Source organism: 'Nostoc azollae' 0708 (genome assembly GCF_000196515.1).
Lineage (GTDB): Bacteria > Cyanobacteriota > Cyanobacteriia > Cyanobacteriales > Nostocaceae > Trichormus_B > Trichormus_B azollae.
Genome location: NC_014248.1, coordinates 4,887,654 through 4,908,357, shown reverse-complemented (window position 1 = coordinate 4,908,357; position 20,704 = coordinate 4,887,654). Strand labels below are relative to the sequence as shown.

At 39.1% G+C, this 20,704-nt stretch carries 15 protein-coding genes and 4 pseudogenes; 8 read left to right on the top strand and 11 right to left on the bottom strand.

From position 1 onward, the window contains the following. Positions 1 to 133 precede the first annotated feature (133 nt). On the bottom strand, positions 134 to 1,792 hold the full coding sequence (gene cimA / locus AAZO_RS22890) for a citramalate synthase (protein WP_013192980.1): 1,659 nt from the start codon (positions 1,790 to 1,792) through the stop codon (positions 134 to 136). 76 nt (positions 1,793 to 1,868) lie between these two features. Between cimA and AAZO_RS40060 the strand changes: the two are divergent. The 4 genes and pseudogenes from AAZO_RS40060 to thiO form a co-directional block, all read left to right on the top strand. Further along, positions 1,869 to 2,113: pseudogene (locus tag AAZO_RS40060) on the top strand (2Fe-2S iron-sulfur cluster-binding protein); the annotation flags it as partial. 241 nt (positions 2,114 to 2,354) lie between these two features. Then, positions 2,355 to 2,858 carry a hypothetical protein gene (locus AAZO_RS40055; protein WP_049790925.1) on the top strand — a complete coding sequence of 168 codons (504 nt, stop codon included), beginning with the start codon at positions 2,355 to 2,357 and terminating at the stop codon, positions 2,856 to 2,858. 181 nt (positions 2,859 to 3,039) lie between these two features. Beyond that, positions 3,040 to 3,462 carry a hypothetical protein gene (locus AAZO_RS22880; protein ID WP_013192978.1) on the top strand — a complete coding sequence of 141 codons (423 nt, stop codon included), beginning with the start codon at positions 3,040 to 3,042 and terminating at the stop codon, positions 3,460 to 3,462. A 93-nt stretch (positions 3,463 to 3,555) separates the two neighbouring features. Next, positions 3,556 to 5,610: a glycine oxidase ThiO gene (gene thiO / locus AAZO_RS41995; RefSeq protein WP_013192977.1), complete on the top strand. Its 2,055-nt coding sequence runs from the start codon at positions 3,556 to 3,558 to the stop codon at positions 5,608 to 5,610. 366 nt (positions 5,611 to 5,976) lie between these two features. Here the strand turns inward: thiO and AAZO_RS22870 are convergent. From AAZO_RS22870 to AAZO_RS27740, 6 genes and pseudogenes are all read right to left on the bottom strand, one after another. Further along, a pseudogene (locus AAZO_RS22870) lies at positions 5,977 to 7,086 on the bottom strand (ISAs1 family transposase). Positions 7,087 to 7,268: 182 nt separating this feature from the next. Beyond that, positions 7,269 to 7,595: a hypothetical protein gene (locus tag AAZO_RS22865; protein WP_187289559.1), complete on the bottom strand. Its 327-nt coding sequence runs from the start codon at positions 7,593 to 7,595 to the stop codon at positions 7,269 to 7,271. A 349-nt stretch (positions 7,596 to 7,944) separates the two neighbouring features. Then, positions 7,945 to 8,139, bottom strand: coding sequence for a hypothetical protein (locus AAZO_RS44670; RefSeq protein ID WP_041641926.1), 195 nt, complete (start codon positions 8,137 to 8,139; stop codon positions 7,945 to 7,947). Between the two features lie 42 nt (positions 8,140 to 8,181). After that, positions 8,182 to 8,316, bottom strand: a pseudogene (locus AAZO_RS44665) (reverse transcriptase N-terminal domain-containing protein); the annotation flags it as partial. 873 nt (positions 8,317 to 9,189) lie between these two features. After that, positions 9,190 to 9,459, bottom strand: coding sequence for an AAA family ATPase (locus AAZO_RS27745; RefSeq protein ID WP_228371765.1), 270 nt, complete (start codon positions 9,457 to 9,459; stop codon positions 9,190 to 9,192). A 127-nt stretch (positions 9,460 to 9,586) separates the two neighbouring features. Then, a complete protein-coding gene (locus AAZO_RS27740; RefSeq protein WP_049790923.1) occupies positions 9,587 to 9,766 on the bottom strand; it encodes a hypothetical protein in 180 nt (59 codons plus the stop codon). 961 nt (positions 9,767 to 10,727) lie between these two features. Between AAZO_RS27740 and psb34 the strand changes: the two genes are divergently transcribed. From psb34 to AAZO_RS40040, 4 genes and pseudogenes are all read left to right on the top strand, one after another. Further along, positions 10,728 to 10,907, top strand: a complete 180-nt coding sequence (psb34, locus tag AAZO_RS22845; protein WP_013192976.1) for a photosystem II assembly protein Psb34 — start codon at positions 10,728 to 10,730, stop codon at positions 10,905 to 10,907. A gap of 257 nt (positions 10,908 to 11,164) precedes the next feature. Beyond that, a complete protein-coding gene (locus tag AAZO_RS22840; RefSeq protein WP_013192975.1) occupies positions 11,165 to 13,327 on the top strand; it encodes a tetratricopeptide repeat protein in 2,163 nt (720 codons plus the stop codon). A 189-nt stretch (positions 13,328 to 13,516) separates the two neighbouring features. Then, positions 13,517 to 15,370, top strand: a complete 1,854-nt coding sequence (locus AAZO_RS22835; protein WP_013192974.1) for an ABC transporter ATP-binding protein — start codon at positions 13,517 to 13,519, stop codon at positions 15,368 to 15,370. Positions 15,371 to 15,376: 6 nt separating this feature from the next. Further along, positions 15,377 to 15,466: pseudogene (locus tag AAZO_RS40040) on the top strand (RNA-guided endonuclease InsQ/TnpB family protein); the annotation flags it as partial. 55 nt (positions 15,467 to 15,521) lie between these two features. Here the strand turns inward: AAZO_RS40040 and AAZO_RS22830 are convergent. From AAZO_RS22830 to AAZO_RS22810, 4 genes are all read right to left on the bottom strand, one after another. Then, positions 15,522 to 15,965 (bottom strand): SRPBCC family protein, encoded by a 444-nt coding sequence (locus AAZO_RS22830; RefSeq protein ID WP_013192973.1) that lies wholly within the window; start codon positions 15,963 to 15,965, stop codon positions 15,522 to 15,524. Between the two features lie 236 nt (positions 15,966 to 16,201). After that, positions 16,202 to 17,641: a 9,9'-di-cis-zeta-carotene desaturase gene (gene zds / locus AAZO_RS22825; protein WP_013192972.1), complete on the bottom strand. Its 1,440-nt coding sequence runs from the start codon at positions 17,639 to 17,641 to the stop codon at positions 16,202 to 16,204. Positions 17,642 to 18,071: 430 nt separating this feature from the next. Next, positions 18,072 to 18,245, bottom strand: coding sequence for a ribbon-helix-helix domain-containing protein (locus AAZO_RS22815; RefSeq protein ID WP_013192970.1), 174 nt, complete (start codon positions 18,243 to 18,245; stop codon positions 18,072 to 18,074). A 683-nt stretch (positions 18,246 to 18,928) separates the two neighbouring features. Then, a complete protein-coding gene (locus AAZO_RS22810; protein WP_013192969.1) occupies positions 18,929 to 20,563 on the bottom strand; it encodes a DUF6930 domain-containing protein in 1,635 nt (544 codons plus the stop codon). Between the last annotated feature and the right edge of the window lie 141 nt (positions 20,564 to 20,704).

Sequence of the window (20,704 nt, the reverse complement as noted above, 5' to 3'; positions counted from 1 at the left end):
TTAGGTAACACTGATATAGATGAAATACTCTGTTGAAAATAATAAATTTGGCAAACATCAAACTGATATAGATATATATGATCCCACCTTTTCCACCAAAAACATAATCATAATGAAAATTCAGATATTTATCCTAAACTTTCAGAGCCTTTTCAGCTTGGAAATTCAACAACAAACCATATTCCAAACCTTCAACTACAGCTTGATAGGAAGCCTCCAAAATATTTGTAGAAACTCCTACAGTTGTCCAACGTTGTTGACCATTTCCCGATTCTACCAAAGCACGGGTTTTTGCTGCTGTACCCGTATTTCCGTTGAGAATTCTGACTTTATAATCTGTCAACTCAAAGTCGGCAACTTGCGGATAAAAGTTCACCAAAGCTTTACGTAAAGCATCATCTAAAGCCGCCACTGGTCCATTACCTTCTGCTGCTTCAAGAATATTTATACCATTTACACCTACTTTCACCGTTGCTAAAGAATTAGTAGTTTCTTTCACCTCTACTAAATCACAGTGGACTTGAAAACCTTTAACTTCAAAAAACTGTTCTCGCAGTCCCAAAGCTTCATACATTAATAGAGCAAAACTGGCTTCTGCAGCTTCAAATTGATATCCTTCACTCTCCAATTCTTTCATACGTTGAAGAATTTGCCGGGCTTGGGGATCATTTTTATCTAATTCCATTCCCAAAGACCGAGCTTTAGCTATGACATTACTTAAACCAGACTGTTCAGAAATAACAATGCGGCGACGATTCCCCACTTGTTCCGGCTGAATATGTTCATAAGTAAAAGGATTACGTTCTACCGCAGATACATGAATACCACCTTTGTGAGCAAAAGCAGAACGTCCCACATAAGGCGCGTGTTCATCAGGCGCAAGATTGACAACTTCGCTGACAAACCGACTAGTTTCTGTAAGTTGATTTAGCTGGTGTTCACCGATACAGCTATAATCAAGCTTTAACTGTAAATTGGGAATCACAGAACACAGGTTAGCATTACCACAGCGTTCCCCATAACCATTGATTGTACCCTGCACCATCTTCGCTCCTGCCATGACTGCTGCTAGGGCATTAGCAACCGCCATCTCTGAATCATTATGGGTGTGAATTCCGATTTGGGGAAGTGGAGATTGGGTCAGAGTTTTTTCTGTATTCCCAGTCCCCAGTTCCCAGTCCCCAGTTGCCAACACAACATTTTTAACGATCCGCGTAATTTCATGAGGTAAAGTACCACCATTAGTATCACATAGTACTAACCACTCGGCCCCTACTGTTGCGGCTGCCTTTATTGTCTGGAGAGCATAGTCAGGATTTTGTTTGTAGCCATCAAACCAATGTTCAGCATCATAAATCACACGCCGTCCTTGAGAACGGAGATATGCAATTGTATCGCTGATCATGGCTAAGTTTTCTTCTAAACTGGTCTTGAGTCCTTCAATGACGTGGAAATCCCAAGACTTACCAAAAATTGTCACCCAGCGAGTACCCGCAGACAGTATGGCTTGCAGCATTGGTTCTTCTGCTGCTGTAGAGTGAGGACGACGAGTTGAGCAAAAGGTAACTATTTCTGCTTGTTTGAGGGGATTTTCTTGGAGTTGCCAGAAAAATTGAACATCTTTAGGATTAGCTCCTGGCCAACCACCTTCAATAAAGGGTATGCCTAATTCATCGAGTCTGTGAGCAATGCGTAACTTATCTTCTATAGACACTGATAGTCCTTCCCGTTGCGTACCATCCCGGAGAGTAGTGTCATAGAGCCAAAGTTGATTTGAGGGAGTTGTGGTCATAAAATTGAGACCTAAGAGACAACTTTGTGGCGATGTGCCAATATATAGCAGGTGACAGATTATAGGGTGAAAAGTCTGTCGAGGAGTTGGCAGTTGTGGTACTTGTGCGGTTACAGTAATAGGCGAACTGTCAGCAGCGAATTGGCGTTATCAAACGCGGCTATTTCGCTTGGTCTACATTTTCCTACAACTGACTTACGTTTAACCTGTCAAACTCAGGTTCTAAGTGATGTAAATGTAGCAAAAATTGACATATCTTTGAGTATCAATACAGTTACCAAAAATTTAGCTAAACTTCCTCAGTTTTGCTCATTTTTCTAGTTAGACACGAATAATGAGTAGGTTTTGGCGGTTCTTACTTTTCATAATACTATTTTCCTTGTATTATCCAGCCATGAAGCTAGTTGAATGTCATATCATCACAAAAAACCATCCTTTCTGGTCGTCCATTGATCATAAGGCGTTTTTGTCTAAAAATTTGTTTAACTTAGCTAATTACCATTATCGGCAACATTGCTTTCAACACCACCAGAAATTGAACTTTAATCAACTCTATCACCAATTGTCTCAAACTGATGATTACAAAGCTTTACCAACAAAAGCTAGTACGCAAATTATCAGAACATTAGATTCATCATGGACAAGTTACCTTCATGCTGTAAGAGCCTGGAATGAACATCCAGAAAAATTTTTAGGAAAACCGACAATTCCTAAATATAAAGATAACATAAAAGGGCGAAATCTCTTACCATATACTCATGAATCAATCTCAAACAAAGCCTTAAAAAAGCGAATTTATCTCCTGTCAATGAGTAACATCAGAATTACTACATCACAAAAGGAAATAATTGAGGCGAGAATTGTTCCTAAAAGTAAAGGAATAAAAGTAATAATTACGGAAGAATCTTATACATCCCAATCTAGTGCTTTAGATGGTGATGCTTTACCTAAGTATGGTTATATAAAACCTGAATTTACGGGGAAGAGAATGGCAAGAGGATTGTATAAAATCGGGAATAGTAGGTTATTAAATGCCGATATTAATGGGTCATTTAATTTAAGATGAGAAAAGTAATTCCTGATATCCTTGACCAAGGAATAAAGGGTTTTCCCTTTAACCCTGTATTGCTTGATCCACTACGAATGACCAGACTTTCCAACTTTGAGTAAGTTTGAGTAGGCTTCGTTGATCGGTCAAGGTTCTCAATTAGTTTAGACACCAGAAGGTTAAAAAGGAGAGAAACAAGATGGGTAGATGGACACCCTTGATTTTGATGGCTGGTGGTGTGGCAATTTTACTAGGTACTTTCCTAGGGATTAATTTTCCAATGGGTGGACAGCAAACTGCTAATGTTCCACCTGGACGCAGAGCATCTAGGGTTCTTCCGGCTAATATTAATGTTAATAGCACAGCTACTAGGGATGATGCTGAAACGGCTACTAGAAATAATTCTGCAACTGCTAACGGGAATAATTCTGCAACTGCCAACGGGAATGGTTTTTCTGATGATACCAGCCGAACCAGTGTAGCTCAAAATAACGCTTCTACTGAGCCGATTGGAACGCTTGGTAATGCACAAGACACCAATAATGATAATTCCACAACTGAGACTAGCTCAAATTCAGGTAATACGAATCAAGACCAAGAACCTATTCGTGCTTTGTGGTAAGTTCTGAGTCTTGAGTTCTTAGTCTTGAGTAAATAAGTTATTAGTTATGAGTTATGTAATTATATATGACTTATAACTAATGACTATTGACTAATGACTAGCGACGTTTTAATTATTGGTGGTGGCATTATCGGGTTGGCTTGCGCTGTGGAGATGAAATTACGTGGTGCAAATGTGACTGTACTTTGCCGTGATCACTCTGCTGCTGCCAGCTATGCTGCCGCAGGAATGTTAGCTCCTGATGCAGAAAATATCGCCAATGAAGCGATGTTGTCTTTGTGTTGGCGAGCGCGTGCTTTATATCCCGACTGGACAAGCAAATTAGAAGAATTGACGGGTTTAAATACAGGTTATTGGCCTTGTGGCATCCTCGCACCATTGTATAAAAAACCAGGGGAGCATGAAGTCAGCCAAAGAGCAATCCCTTACGCTGACCGGGGGAGCAGGGGAGCAGAGGTGAAAAAAGAATTTATTCCCAGTCCCCAGTCCCCAGCTTATTGGTTAGACAAAGATCCCATTCACGAATATCAGCCAGGTTTGGGAGTGGATGTACTTGGCGGCTGGTGGTATCCTGAAGACGGGCAAGTTGATAATCGGGCTTTGGTCAAAGTTTTGCGGAATGCGGCTGTGTCTTTGGGTGTGGAATTCAAGGATGGAGTAACAGTAGAAGCGATCGCTCAACAGCAAGGAGAAGTTATAGGTGTTCAAACTAACATTGGTTTACTTCGTGCTGACCATTATCTTTTAGCCGCTGGTGCTTGGGTAAATCAATTATTACCTTTACCAGTGCGTCCCCGCAAAGGCCAAATGCTGCGTTTGGGAGTACCAGAATTTGTGACAGAATTACCTTTGACGCGGGTGTTATTTGGTGACAATATTTATATTGTCCCCCGTCGCGTTGTCAGCGGCGAGCGTAGCTATCGCTCTATAATTTTAGGGGCAACTAGTGAAGATGTGGGTTTTACTCCCGATAACACACCAGCGGGGATTCAAAGTTTACTCCAAGCTGCAACTCGTCTGTTTCCACAATTACAAAATTATCCCATCCAAGAAATGTGGTGGGGATTTCGCCCTGCTACCCCCGATGAATTACCGATTTTAGGCGATAGTCACTGTAGAAACTTAACCTTCGCTACTGGTCATCATCGCAATGGTATTTTGCTTGCACCAGTCACAGCCGTGTTAATTGGTGATTTGATTTTGTCACAAAAAACTGATCCTCTTTTAACTAATTTCCATTATTCGCGCTTTCAAAACCAGTCATCTACGACAACATCCATGCTTACTCATCCTGCTAATTTCACTAACGGACATAGTAAAAATTTATCTCTACAAGCTGCGGAGCTGAAACTGCAAGATTCAGGATTAATAATTGCTGGTAAAACTTTTCACTCTCGTTTGATCACGGGAACTGGTAAATATCGCAGCACTGGGGTCATGCAGAAAAGCGTTGCTGCTAGTGGTTGTCAAATTGTGACGGTAGCAGTGCGACGGGTACAAACCAATGCACCGGGACATGAAGGTTTAGCGGAAGCTTTAGATTGGGGTAAAATCTGGATGTTGCCTAATACTGCTGGCTGTCAAACTGCGGAAGAAGCGATTCGAGTGGCACGCTTAGGACGGGAAATGGCAAAGTTATTAGGACAGGAAGATAATAATTTTGTCAAGTTAGAAGTTATACCTGATTCTAAGTATTTGCTTCCAGATCCGATTGGCACTTTGCAAGCTGCAGAACAATTGGTAAAAGAAGGTTTTGCTGTTTTACCTTATATTAATGCAGACCCGATGTTAGCCAAGCGTTTAGAAGATGTTGGTTCTGCAACGGTGATGCCTCTAGCAGCGCCTATTGGTTCAGGACAAGGGCTGAAAACTACTGCCAATATTCAGATTATTATTGAAAATGCCACGATACCTGTGGTGGTAGATGCTGGTATTGGTGAGCCTTCGGATGCTGCACAAGCGATGGAATTAGGTGCGGATGCGTTGTTAATTAATAGTGCGATCGCACTGGCTGAAAATTCCCCAGCAATGGCTTATGCGATGAATTTAGCAACTGTAGCGGGCCGTATGGCTTATTTAGCGGGAAGGATGCCGATGAAAGACTATGCTAGTGCTAGTTCTCCTTTGACTGGGACCATTACTGGGTAGCTAATATTTAGATCCCTGATATTTGGGAAAAGTTGGGGATCTAACTTTTGATATAACGAACCGCAGAGGCGCAGAGAACGCAGAGAAATAAGCAGGGGAAACGCACCTTATTTCCTAATAAAAACTAATGAGGATTTTAAAATCATCTATATATATAAGTGCAAAGCTTGATGGATATATAAACAAAATCAATCACTTTTTTATTAAGCGATGAATTAGCTTATCTCCAATTGAATAACCCTTAGCTAAGGATAAATGAGCTAACTATTCATCCATAAATAAGTAAACTTATCTGTAAAAATAAGTAGAAGAAAATATTAAGTAAATTGTTGACAAGTTAGTTGAGGCTAAAGCTAAAACTCTTTCTCAAGAGTTATTATCCATTGCTGCCAAAAACTGTTTATTTTTTATCCCCCGCTTCACGGGGTTCTCTTTACCCAAAAGATTGACTGCTATCTGGCGCATTACTGCAAAGTTTTGTGGAGCATTATCTTTCCTAATCCGGCAGTCATCTTGTTTTAAAGCTACATCTAATACCCAACGCAATGAATTTTCTATTGCCCAATGGCTGCAGGCAGAATTAGCCAATTGTTCTGTATTTAACTCAAGACTACTAATAAAACAAAGAGTCTCTACTGTTGTTTTATCATCCACTTGTCCGATAGGTTCTACCATCCCAACACTTTTGAGATTTGACCAAACTGAATCAGGGTCAAGCTGAAACCCAATTCCAGGTAACATCACATAATTGCGGATTCCATGAAGACCATGCCCTGTTTCTTCGGGTTTATATTTGCTATATCGAAGCTCTTGAAAACCTGTACTTATCCCTGACTTAAATAGCTGTTCTACTGACTCATACAGATTACCTTGGTTCTTTTTTAAAGTAATTACATAATCTGCATTTTCTTGCGTAATTAACTTTACTATGTCTTTGTGACACCTGATGGCATCAATCCTGACAATACATCCAGCTAATTCTAAAACCTTTAATAATTCGGGAATTGCTGTAATTTCATTTGATTTCTCATGCACGTTCACCTGTCCCAACACTAATTTATTTGTAGTTGCCCATGCACTTACCATTTGGATTGCACTCTAGTCACTATTTTTACCATGAGAACCACATAAAGTTTTTCCGTCAATTGCCACAACTTCACCATCCCTTATCTTATGTACTGATTTCATCCAGTTCAAGAAACAATTTTGAAATTATTGCGGATTCAATTGTGTAAATACCCTTCCAAATGTGTCCTGGGACCGGAGCCCATTTCCTAGTTCTAAAAAGGTTTTTAACCACTCATATTTTGTGCAGCCATAGAGTTCAATTGCCACCCAACTATCTGCTCCACAAATTACTGCACAAATTCCAATGGTAAGAATGTCAATTAACTTGTGTCGTTTCCTCCCCTCTACTCTTGGATCTTCCATCTGTGCAACGTGGTCAGTAATCGTGATTGTGGGCTTGAGCTTCACACTTTTTGGGACTTTCTTCTTCTACTTTTACAATGACTTTACCATCAGAGCCTCATTGGTCAACCTCTATATCATCAGCCCTCCCTACCTTTCTCATTCCTTAGTATATAAGTACTATATTTACATAGGTTCGCCCTGGAGAAATAAGAGTTTGAGATAATATATCCTGTGTGAGTTCTAATTCACATACTTTCTTCTAACACGTTACTTTTATATTTGATCAGAGCAAGAGTATCTTTACCATTTTGTTGTTTAAGACGTTTCTTGAGTTTAAGTTCAATAGAACTATTAATATCAGGAGTTGGATTTCTATTTAATACAATACGTGCATGAATTTTGAATTCTTGTATTTCAGTCAGCAGTTTAGTTATAGATGAATATATTTGTCCAATTGCTTTTTTTAAATCATGTCCTTTTAATTCCACAAAAAACGCTAGTTTATATTCACAGGATACAATTAGATAATCACATCTTTCACCTTCTGTGATTAAACAACCATATACCTTCATTTTACAAATCTCTCTACCGTTGTTGTTAGTAACTAGTTGAGTCGAGAGGGGACATTATTCCCCGCCCCTCTCAGTTAAATCTGGGCCTGGGACTTTCACCGCACCGAGTTTCCGATTTTCTTAGCTTTCGCGCTTGCTGATATGGATATAATCGTGGCACCTTTCATGTATTGCTAGAAGGTTTTTAGTTTTCCAGTTTTGATGGTTTCCATCAACATGATGGAGATGTACCTTCTCATCACTAAGCATTTTTAATCCACAATGTCCACATTTATGGTTTTGCCGTTTAATTGCTCTAGAGGTATTATCATCCTATAACTTACTATTGCGTTCGCTCCAATAAGTTAAATCACCGTCCTAGGGTGATTTCTCTCCTTTGACATTGATGTGTTTGTTTTCGGAATAAGGAACTGATGGGAATGCTTTGTCTAGTAATTGCAATAGTAGGGACTTTGAGAATCCGGGTTTTACCATCCTTTTTGGGAATGGGTATTTCACGTAATCCCTGATGTTCCCATATTAACTTCGGTTCTAAGCTTCTCACTTAGTTCAAACCTTTGCTCAAAGGAGAGTGCGGTTTTCCCCTCTATTCCCCTGTCTTTTTCTCAGCATTTAGCTGTGTTACTTGACGGATGGCCAGTAATCTTGCAGAGGTAGATTTCAGAATCAGCTTTTGTAGTGACTGCTCTTTCCGCTTGTAGCCAACTTGAATAGCTTTATATACGAGTCTTTGTAGGCGGAAAAGGTTACCTGGGAAGAAATTCCCAGGTAACCTTTTCCAGGATTCACTAGAGTTGTCTCTGTGTCTAAATCATGCTCTGCTCCAATTTGTATATTCTCAACACCTCAAACCAATTTACGGTTTGTCCTACCCGAATTGAAGGGGTTCCGCTGCTCGTCCAGCCTACATAGGGTTCGACCTCCCTTTGACCTTCAACCCGTCTTTATTCGTTCCCTCGGTTAGATAGATTGTTCCGTTAGGTGTAGCCAATTCAACCAACAGACATGCAGCGGGATTTAGCTCCAATAAAGTCTGTATCCTGCTCATAAGTTGGTTGCTTTTTGAGGCTCTGTTTCACCGTAGGAATTCCCCGTTAGCACCAGAGTCACCCCACAACGGATCCCTGATTATGCCCTGTTCCCAGCTTCACCCTCTAGATACCGAGTCTAGTCAGTGTGGGCAGATAGGGAGTCATACCTGAGTCTGGTAGATGGGACTTTCTTTCACCCATATCAGACCGAGAGTTCAGCCTTTTCTATTACTAAATTGGGCTGTTTAGCTTATGTACGGACTGATTACCGTGATTCAACTAACAATGAATCGCACCTGTACTCTTGTTTATTTCCTGAATCTTTGATAATTAGGGCTTTTTACATATCACAAAATTCATGACATTCACTTTTTCTAAAGAAATCCTTACACATATTTCAGTCATCTAGGTTGAATAAATCATGAAATTTGTCTTTAATTATACTGGATGCGCTATATATTTTTTCAGCTTGAATTAATTTTAATTCTTGCTCCATAATTGACTCACAGCGATTTTCATAAGTAAAATAAGCTGAAATGCGAGCAGGGGCAATCCAGCTTTTACTATTGACAATGCTTTCTACCGCTTCTCATTCGTTCATTAACAACTTTATTTTTAGCGACTTGATAAGCATATAAAAGATTGTTAAAAGCAGATAAAATGTAGGGACTATGGGTGGTTTTAATTATTTGATTATGATAAAGATTTGCTAATAAACCAATTAGTTCTACAATATCACTTTGGGTTTCAGGATAAAGATGTGCTTCTGGTTCTTCAAAAACCATAAATACACTCGTTTCATCTAAAATATATCTAAATATCAGCAATAAAATCCAAACGGACTCTTCCTGTCCTGATGAAGCATATTGTACTTTAACATAGTGGTTATTCTTAAAATAAGTTCTTTATTTATCAAGATCAGCATTAAATCTATATTCACCCTTGAGGATTTTTTTAAACCTATAGTATTGATAAATCAATACCTGTATCTGAAGCAACATCTTTATTTTTAATTAAAGTAGTTAAATCATCTGTAAAATAAGACTTCAATAAATTAATTGCCTCTAGAAAAGATTTAGTAAAATAGTCTAAAGTATCTGGGTTTTTGATATCTTGAAGTTGATCACTCAATGTAGACATCAAACTTCTACCCGCAGGAATAAATACCGGATAGTTTGTTTCTTCAAGAATACTATCAATGCGTGATTTAAAATTCTTAACCTGTAATCTTCTGGTTGATTCTAGTTCTCTTAATTCTTCTAATGACTTAAGTTTATTCTGTTGTTATTTAGAAATATTTTTGTAATTTAAAATTCCTCTAATTAGCAAAATTAATTCATTTTGTAATGAAAGGCTTAATTTTATATCTAGATTATCTTCAGATTTATAAATTCTTAGTTGTTCTTCACTTTAATATTGATATGTAATCCTAAATTGTTCTGAATCTGGGTTCAGTCCAAAATATTGGACAAAATAGATTTTCCTCAACCTTAATAAGGCATTAATTAATTATATATATAATGGTTTGGGAAATACTCTATATTTCTATATTTTCTGCATATTATTATATATATAATCATCATATAATTAATAATTTCATCTTTAATAGACTTAAATATAAAAATTGACTTACTGATTGTAATTTTTCCGCTTGACCGCGCTCCAATTAATAACATTACATCTGTTACATCAGCCTCAAGCTTTTTAACTGGTCTAAAATTTTCTATAGAGATTCTTTGCATAATTATAATATTGAGATATTTATATGCTACGCAGATTCACTTAGTATAGGAACATACTTATTTTATATGGATATTTGTGTTAATAGAATTCTTACTCAAAGAGGAATAAATTTACTAGGGAAAAGTAAACATCAGTGAATCCTGTAGTCACGAAGTGCGTAAAAACAGCATCTCACGAGAATACTGACCGTATTGAATGAGTTCATAAATTGTTTAATTTGTCAATACTTAAGCTATAGCTAAAAATATAATTTTTTACTAGATGTAACTATTTATAGATTTTTATCAAAGTAAAACTATACAAACTATAATTTATGTAACATTAAATAAACGAAACGAAGATCAAAAGGAATCACTTCATGCCCTATACCAACGAAGAAGGCGGTCTTATCAACAATTTTGCCCGTGAACCCAAGGTTTATCAAGCCGAACCTCCCACGGATGGGCAAAAGCGCACTTATTTTATTTTAGGGCTTGCTGCTGCGCTTTTAGTTGGTGGCTTGATTTTTGTCGCCTTCTCTGTTTCCAACCTCAGTTAAACTCAAAATATTTTAATAAAATTTAATTTTTTCGCATCTCAGGTTCTCATATTAGGATGAGCCTGATTTTTTTATTTTTTGTTAAAATTAAAAAGCTTATAAAGCTAATTCAATACTAAGTGTCTTGTCAAGCTTTGAAAACTCGATTTATCCTGAGCAGAAAACATTTACTTGAAAATCAGAAATATGAGATTTTCTAGTTAACTTTATTTGCCTGACTTTAAAATCTATAGTGTATTTCGGCTTTTGTAGCCACCATGAGCGTGAATGAAATCCTACCTCCAGATATTTTTGCTTGGAATCGGCAAGTATATCAACGCCTGAAATTTGCCCTGAGTATTGGCTTGCGACGACAGATATTTTTTGCTGTATGTGATGACTTACATTTAAGAAATCAAATAGCTACTCGGTTGCATTCAACCTTGGCTTATCCAGTAGGACAAGTGCTATATCAACCAGCAGAGACTGGGGGAATTAGCACTCCAGCTTATCCAAGGTTAGTGACATTGCGGTTGAATTTAAATGATCCCAATCCTATAGCACAGATAAATCAATGGTTAGCTAATTATCCTCCACCGATTGTGGGGGAATCAAAAGACACTCCTGGCCGTCCGTTACCAATACCAGCATTTCAAATTGTTGGTGTGGAGTTGCTAACTAAACAATCAGTAGCGGTACAGCGTTTATTTCTGCAGTATCTTCGTTTGAGCGAGCAGTATTTTCCTACCCAAGAACCTAGTTCATTTCTAGAATCTAGCCTGCTATTTTGGGTTCCCCGTCCTTGGTTGCATGCTATCCAGCAATCAGCACCAAAATTTTGGCATTGTCGGACAGGTGTATTTATCTTTGTTGGAGAACCGACACCAAGTATTGATAATCGAGATCATCAAAATTTCTCTAGTTTACGAAGTGTAGATTTAGGAAATTTGGAGATATCTATTGTTGATGAATCAATTCCCTCTGATGAGTCCTTAGACAAGACTGTTCAAGAATTCCAGTTTATTCAAGATGATGATTTTATAAACCAAACATCCGAAATCCTTCAAAATCAACCACCCAATGCAACAATAATATCTGCCGTTAAAACTAGTATTCCTCTACTTTCATTTTTCTCCCATATTAACAATGAGTTAATTTTCTTAGTCAAATCAACATTTGACAACAATATTGCTGAAGATGCAGATGAAAATTTGCAACCACAACAACTTCTTTGGGTAATTGAACAATTACAAATACAGGAAGCTAGCCCGGAAAAATTAGCAACAGCTTATAATAATTTAGGGAATTTATATCGGCTTCGCATTGAGCAAGGACAGTCCAGTCCGAAAAACTTAATGGTGGCCATTATTGCCTATCAGGAAGCAGTTAGCTATGATTACACTTCACCACAACTCCCAGATACTTTAAATGATTTGGGAACACTTTACTGGATGCTCCACCGCACAGCAGGGAGTGGTGATGACGGCAAAACTTATATCGAGCAAGGAATAGAATTTTATCACTTGGCAATTAAGCTAATTTCACCTGATAGTCAATCAGAAATTTATGCTCGTGTGCAGAACAACTTAGCGACAGCTTATGGTGATTTAGCGCGGTTTTCCAACCCTGTGGAAAATTGGCAGCAAGCAGTTACAGCTTACAATGAAGCACTTCTGTACCGAACTGAGGAAACTGATCCTTTGAAATATGCGGCTTGTCAAAATAATTTGGGAACTGCCTATTGGCATTTAGGGCAACATATCCAGCCTGTGGAACATCTCAAACAAGCTATCGCAGCTTATAATTCAGCACTTACTTACTATCAACCTGCTGATGAACCTCTGAAGTATGGCATGATCCAAAATAACATTGGTACTGCTTATTGGAATTTATCCCAATATGAAACACCATTGGAAAACTTACAATTGGCGGTTGATTTCTACCTGGAAGCTTTAAAATATCGTACATCGGCTCATGTTCCTAATGCCTGTGCAGGAACTCGCAATAATTTGGGTACTGCCTACTGGCACATAGCCAATCTGCCACAAGTAACTAAAGAAATTCGCCAAAATTTCCTGCAATTATGTATCAAAACATATCAAGAAACTTTGAAAATAGCCGATTCTTTGAGTCGCACAAATATCAGTTTTGATGTGTTGGCAACACAGAATAATTTGGGTTTAGCTCATTATCAATTAGTCACAGATCCATCTTTTACTGGTGACAAAAGAATCCTTTCTCAGCATTTAGAAGCCTCTTTGGATAATCATGTACATTCATTAAATGGCTTGGATAAGAACACGGAAGCTTATTACACAACTTTTACTCACATAGTCAAAATTATTCGGACTTTCCATAATGAATTAGGTATTAAAGGACAGAATCTGGCTTTATCCAAAGTTCCCGGTCATTTAATTCCAGAGATTTTACCCAAGTTATAGGGGACTGGGGAAAAGAATTAATTGATCATTGTAACCAATAGTTACCCAGAACCGGGACACAGAAGGGGATTTCCAATCTAAAATCCAAAATCGTGTAACAATCGGTAAAATTACCGCTATGGGTGATCAAAAGCTGAAGAAGTCTTTTGTTATCTGTTCCCCATTCCCTGTAATTACTACCCCAGATTTATGAAAGAAACTATCCTAGAGGTTCGCAATCTACAAGTTGAGTTTTCCGGTGATGACAGCGCAGTTAAAGCTGTAGATGGGATTAGCTTTGAATTAAATCGAGGTGAGACTCTAGGAATAGTGGGAGAGTCTGGGAGTGGTAAATCAGTAACCGCTTTAGCTGTGATGGGTTTGTTGCAATATCCCGGTAAAGCTAATGAAGGACAAATCTGGTTTCGTCCGCAGGAAAATGCCGAACCGCTGGATTTACTGGCTTTACCTACCCAAGAAATGCAGCTTTACCGGGGTGGTGATATTGCTATGATTTTTCAAGAACCGATGAGTTCTCTCAACCCGGTTTATGATATTGGGTTTCAGCTGACAGAAGCAATTATGCGTCATCAAAATGTCAATGCAGTTGAAGCCAAGAGAATTGCGATCGCAGGTCTACAAGAAGTTAAACTTTTACCTAGTGACCAAGAAATTCAAGAGCAATATCTTGATAGTAGCCAGTTAACTGACTCTAAATTATCTCCAAGCAGTGATTATCAAATAGCTCAGTTGGTGAAAGAACACAAAGAAGCGATGTTGAAACGCTATCCCCATCAACTTTCTGGGGGTCAGTTACAACGGGTGATGATTGCAATGGCAATTTCTTGTAACCCATCACTGTTAATTGCTGATGAACCGACCACAGCTTTAGATGTGACAGTACAAGCAACCATTATTGAGTTGATGCGGGAATTGCAGCAAAAACGCAACATGGGGATGATTTTTATTAGTCATGACTTGAGTTTAATCGCGCAAATTGCTGACCAAGTAGGGGTGATGTACAAAGGTAAAATTGTGGAATATGGTGCAGTATCGCAAATTTTTAGTAATCCCCAACATCCCTATACTAGAGGTTTGGTAGCTTGTCGTCCTACTCTACATTGTCGTCCGCACAAACTCCTCACAGTTTCTGATTACATGAGTTTACAGGAAGATGAAAGTGGACAGCTAGTAATTCGAGCCAAAGAACCAGCAAAACCACCGCAAATTACTCAGGAAGAACTTAACCAAAGATTGGCAAATCTGCAAGAGAAATCTCCCCTTTTACAAATTCATCATCTCAAAGTTGGGTTTCCTGTGCGGGGAGTGTTTGGCGGCACAAAACGCTACAATATAGCAGTGAATTCTGTTTCTTTTGATGTTTATCCAGGCGAAACTTTGGGATTGGTAGGAGAATCTGGTTGTGGTAAAACCACTTTGGGTAGAAGTCTGCTCAGATTAATTGAACCCATGAGCGGTCAAATTACTTTTAAAGGACAAAATATCACTCACCTTAAAGGAGAATCGTTGCAAAAATTGCGGCGAGAAATGCAAATTGTTTTTCAAAATCCTTTTAGTTCCCTTGACCCCCGGATGAAAATTGGTGATGCAGTTATGGAACCATTGTTGATTCATGGTGTGGGTAAATCAAAACAACAGCGAAAAGAAAGAACTATACAACTTTTAGAACGGGTGGGATTGAGTGCGGATGATATGAAACGCTATCCCCATCAGTTTTCAGGTGGTCAACGTCAACGGATTTGTATTGCGCGGTCGTTGGCTTTAAATCCTCAGTTTATTATTTGTGATGAGTCGGTTTCGGCTTTGGATGTTTCGGTACAAGCACAAGTTTTGAATTTGTTAAAAGAATTGCAAAGGGATTTTAATTTGACGTATATTTTCATTTCCCATGATTTAAGTGTGGTCAAATTTATGAGTGATCGCATTTTGGTAATGAATCAAGGGAAAATAGTGGAAGAAGGGACATCAGAAAGCATTTATCTTCAACCCAAAGAAGAATATACGCAGAAATTAATCGCGGCTATTCCGACAGGGAATAAGTGACAGGTGTCAATTAATGGACGGGATCAGAATGCGGCTAAAAACATTCAAATGGTTGGGGCATCAACCATTGGGTTAGGTGATGTCAGACAGGCGTAACCCTGCAACTGCTGTTTGACCCCAGAATCTCCCCCCTTCTAAGGCGGGGAGTATGTCAATCTACTTTCATATTGAGAGTGTATTCTTTGAATCTCTCTAAATCTGCTTGAATTGTTGATTCAACAACTTTTCCTAGAAATAAATTATCCATCAGTTTACCCAGAAAACCAGGGATAGCGTAAGAAATAGTCATTTTTACAATACTCCCAGCATGACGATCATAAAAGCGAATTGCGCCCTGATTTGGCAAACCATCAACAGATTCCCATTGGATAATTTGGTTAGGAACAACTTTGAGAATTCTGGATTTCCACTTAAATTCTAAACCTCCTGTACTCAAATTCCACAGAGAAATATCTGGATCATCCGGCGAAATTTTCACTGAATGAATCCATTTCATCCACTTAGGCATTTGTTCTAAATCAGACCACAGACTCCATACTAATTCCATAGGAGCCTCTACTTCTACCTGTACGCTATGTTCTAACCATTCAGCCATTGGATTTTAGATTTTAGATTTTAGATTTTAGATTGGTAACTGGTGATTGGTGATTGGTGATTAAATCACTATTCCCTATTCCCTATTCCCTATTCCCTATTCCCTATTCCCTATTCCCTATTCCCTATTCCCTATTCCCTATTCCCTATTCCCTATTCCCTATTCCCTATTCCCTATTCCCTATTCCCTATTCCCTATTCCCTATTCCCTCTTTACTGTCACCTTTCATCTGTCACCTAATTATTCAAACTTTCCAGAATCACTTTAGCTGCAAGTCTTCCAGAAATAGTTGCACCTTCCATGCTGTCAATGTAGTCTTGCTGGGTATAACTACCAGCTAGGAAGAAGTTGGGTATAGGTGTTTTTTGGTCAGGACGGTAAGCGTCCATTCCTGGTGCTTCTCTATATAAGGATTGAGCTAGTTTAACTACACTGTACCAAGTCATGTTCAATTCTCTTGACGATGGGAAGAGTTCATGGACTTGTTTGAGGACGTGCTGTGCGATCACTTCATTACCTTCTTTAATAAAAGGATCTCCCGGTGTCAATACCAGTTGCAACAATGAACCCTCCCTAGGACGATAATAATCTGCTGGACTGGTTAAAGCTAAATCAGCAAAACAAGAAAAATCAGCATCGGCGGTATACAACAAATTATCTATCCCTTCGGCCTGATTTAACTGTTTCCGTTTTTCCTCATCTTCCAATTCCGTTACCCAACCATCAAACCGTAGCTGCACTGTAGCCACTGGGACAGCATCAAGTTTATAAATGTTGTCAAATTCTGACCATTTCCGCCATGCTTGCGGTAAAACGCGCTGAATTCCTGGCACATCACAAGCACAAACGTAAGCGTCAGCGGTAATTATTTCTTCTGTATCACCTTGGGCAACAACTATACCAGTAACGCGGGTTTCTGCCTCTGATTCAGCAAAGTGAATTTCCCGCACTTGACGACGGGTATATATTTTTGTGCCTCTGGCTTCAAGATATTCAATAATTAGCTTGTGTAAATATTCGTGAGGTGAACCTTCCAGCATTCGCAGAATAGAAGCTTCAGTTTTGACTGCAAAAAACTGGAAAATTGTCAACATACAACGGGCAGAAATATGATCGCAGTCGATAAAACCGAGAGCATAGGCAATAGGATTCCACATCCGTTTGATGCTGCCTTTACTGCCACCATGACGATAAAACCAGTCAGAAAAGCTAATTTTATCTAAATTGCGGATATTTTTCATTGCCCCGTCAAAGTCTATTAAACCCTGAACAATGGGGCTAGTTCCCAATGCGATCACATTTTGTAATTTATCCTGTAGGGAAAGTTGGGAAGTGGTGAAAAATGCTTTTAAGCCATTAAAAGGCGCACCAGTGATGAAACGAAAATCTAAAGCCCCAGTACGTGCACCTTTGTTGATAAAAGTATGGGAATGTTCCTTAAGACGTAAATTTTCACCTGCTCCCACCTTTTCCATCAACTCAAACAGATTGTAATAGCACCCAAAAAATACGTGCAACCCCATTTCAATGTGGTTGCCATCACCATCTACCCAACTACCGACTTTACCACCAACAAACGGACGAGATTCGAAAATTTGTACCTCACAACCCGCATCAGCTAAATCTACAGCAGTGGACAGCCCAGCCAGTCCCGCACCTACTATTGCAACACGCATTCCTTAGTTCCTTTATGGCTTACGCCACTCCGTGCTATCAGTTTCTTTACAGATTGTAACTGAGTTAATGTCGGAATTTGCGGCTGATTGAGGATGGGGAGGATGGGGAGGATGGGGAGGATGGGGAGGATGGGGAGGATGGGGAGGATGGGGAGGATGGGGAGGATGGGGAGGATGGGGAGGATGGGGAGGATGGGGAGGATGGGGGAGAAATTTTTCTAATGCCCTATGCCCTATGCCCTATGCCCTATGCCCTATGCCCTATGCCCTATGCCCTATGCCCTATGCCCTATGCCCTATGCCCTATGCCCTATGCCCTATGCCCTATGCCCTATGCCCAAAATCAGGATTTTTCGCACCCTAACCGTGAGTCCTCAGTTAAGTTATTTTCCTCTGTTGCCCCTAAACCCTAAACCCTATTCATTTCTTATCACCTGTCACTTATCACCTCTTCCGTGACGGGTAAACTTCTAATCAGTTCTCGAATCACATCAGTAGCGGGTCTACCTGTCTGGTGACAATATTTTTCTAGTTTTTCCGCTTCTTGCGTTGCTAGATTAACAGTTATACGTTTAACAGCCCATTTTTTATTTGTCATTATCATGCAATTTGCTGTATTTTAATAGGTTCAGACGAATCGGTCTACAAAATGGAAAAATGATAATATCAGAGTTAGCTTCCAGAAAATAGCAAGGTCATAAATAAATACAGTTCTTTGTAGAAAAATTATCTGTTGAAGTAGAATGTAGAAACAAAGGGGACAGGACTAGAAAAAGCTTTTTTCCTGTAATCAACTTACTAAAGTCAGTAGGCTGTATTACTTGTAATAGAATATAAGCAGCATCAAAATACCAATCTACTACTCTAAGTTACTAGAACCTAGATAATAACATTTTGGATTTTAAATTTTGGATTCTCTGATTAAGTCTCTCATTTACTTCAAGTAAATTTTCTTTACGTCCCTTCATCTGGATGTCTGTGCTTTACTCCTAATTATGGGTAATCATGTGAACGCAATATGCAGAATTCACTGCTCATCGCATTGAGGATTGTTTTTGTGGCAATCATTTTTTTGATTAACATCACTCTCTTTTAAAGAATTATGCAGCAAGAAACCCTCTAATGTAATTGTAGAAATCCACAGATAAATCTAATCTATTGATGTAGTGGATATATATTACTCTGTGGTAATTACATAGACTACAACACTACTATGATTAAGGTAGTTCACAACAAATCAGAGGAAAAATGTTTAATATTCTCCATGTTAATAACTAGCATGGGTGATTATTCAAATTCTAGTTGAGGCATAAGTTGGAGTGTACCAAGACCTAAATCTTGAGGAGAAAGCGATCGCGCTTCAAACAGAGCCATCATGTCTTTTAACTGTGGATTACCACGTGAAGCTCCCCTTAATCCCTTAGCAATAATCACACCGCAATAACCATTGGTATTTTTACATCGCTGAGTCCATTTTTTTCTGGCTTCCACATGGATGGGGTCATTATCTAAAAACTCCCCAAACAAGAAAAGTTCCCCATTTTCAGTTTGTAACAGCCCTAAATCGTATCGTTCACCATTCAAGGGATTTGCACCTGGATTAAAGCAAATGGCGTTCAATCCTCCAGCATCCTGAATATTTTCAATTACAGTTTTGGCTTTGGGACGGGAAGTTTGAATTAAAATCACGGGTAAACCATCACCAACTTCCGCAATTTCCTCTCCTGTGTGGTAATTCACTTCCTGATGTAGCGACTTCAACATTTCCCAAGAAATCACACCCACGCTGAGAAAAGAATCTTCAGGGATGAGGTCATCTCGCAAAGACCGAAACTCTGTAGTATCAAACTCGTCTTGCTCGGAGATATCAAAACCTGCCATTCCTTCCAACTCTGCTGCCAATTCCGGCATAGTGGAGACAGTCACAGATACTGATTTGGTGGCTTCATCTGCATTTGGGACAGAAATCCGATAACGACGATTGATGGAGGGGAAGTCTTCTTCATATAACTGATGACGGTAATCTCGGATAAAGCGAAGCAGGCTTTCCAAAGACACAAACATCACTAAAGCTTCATCTTCATACAAAACTGATCGCAGTCCTTCCAAGGGATGAATATTCCCAAAGGTGGGTTCAATTTCCGATAACGGTAATTCTGCTAAATCTTCATCTTCGTCTTCATCTTCGTCAACTTGCTCAAAGGTCAGAAATAAGCAGTCTTGCTTCAGAAAAGCCTCTTCTAACCCCTCACTTGATTCTTCATTATCCTGTAACACATCTGCACGGAAACGCTTAAGAGAGTCCTCAGAGCGATACAACAAAATCCCATACTCCATCCCCAGCATTCCCATTACTGAAGCATAGAGTGTCCCTACATCCCATGTATTAATTTCTATGGACAAAATTTGCTGTTCTTCCAGAAAATTCCAAGGTGCTGCTTCCCAGGTGGCAAAAGCCTTCTGGTGGAGGAGCTCTGCATACTGTGGAGGTAAATTGGGAATTTGGCTATCAATAATATCCGCAAAAGAATGGAACAGTTCATCAATTAAAGGTAGTTCTGATACATAGTCAATGGCAATATCCAAATCTTGCAATACCCCGCGCAGGTAAAATTGGATTTCCCTATCTCTGACTACAATTCTTTGTGGTCTAGCTGGTTTAGCCGGACTGTGAGGATGCTCCATTGCTCGCATTAAGGTGCGAACTATGGCTTCTGGACCGAGTTCTGGAGATACCATGTCCATAGCTCTAACAATACCTTGAGAGCCATCCACCCATAAAATACATTCCCCCTGGGAATCTTGGGAGTCTTTGGTTTGGGTCTGTGATGATGATAACGGTCGGCGATCGCCCTCCCATATAGAAGGAATTTGGGGTAATTTCTTCAAACGACGACTGGTAGAGCGATTAAAACTTGTCATAGAGTAAGTTAATCAAAAAAAATCTATTTTAGAAGTTAACTGTAGGGAATGGCTAAAATTCGGATCACACACATTTTCCCTGCTGTACGTTAAGAGTGGTTACTGCTCAGACTGCTTGTGGCTGAAACTGGAAATATACCC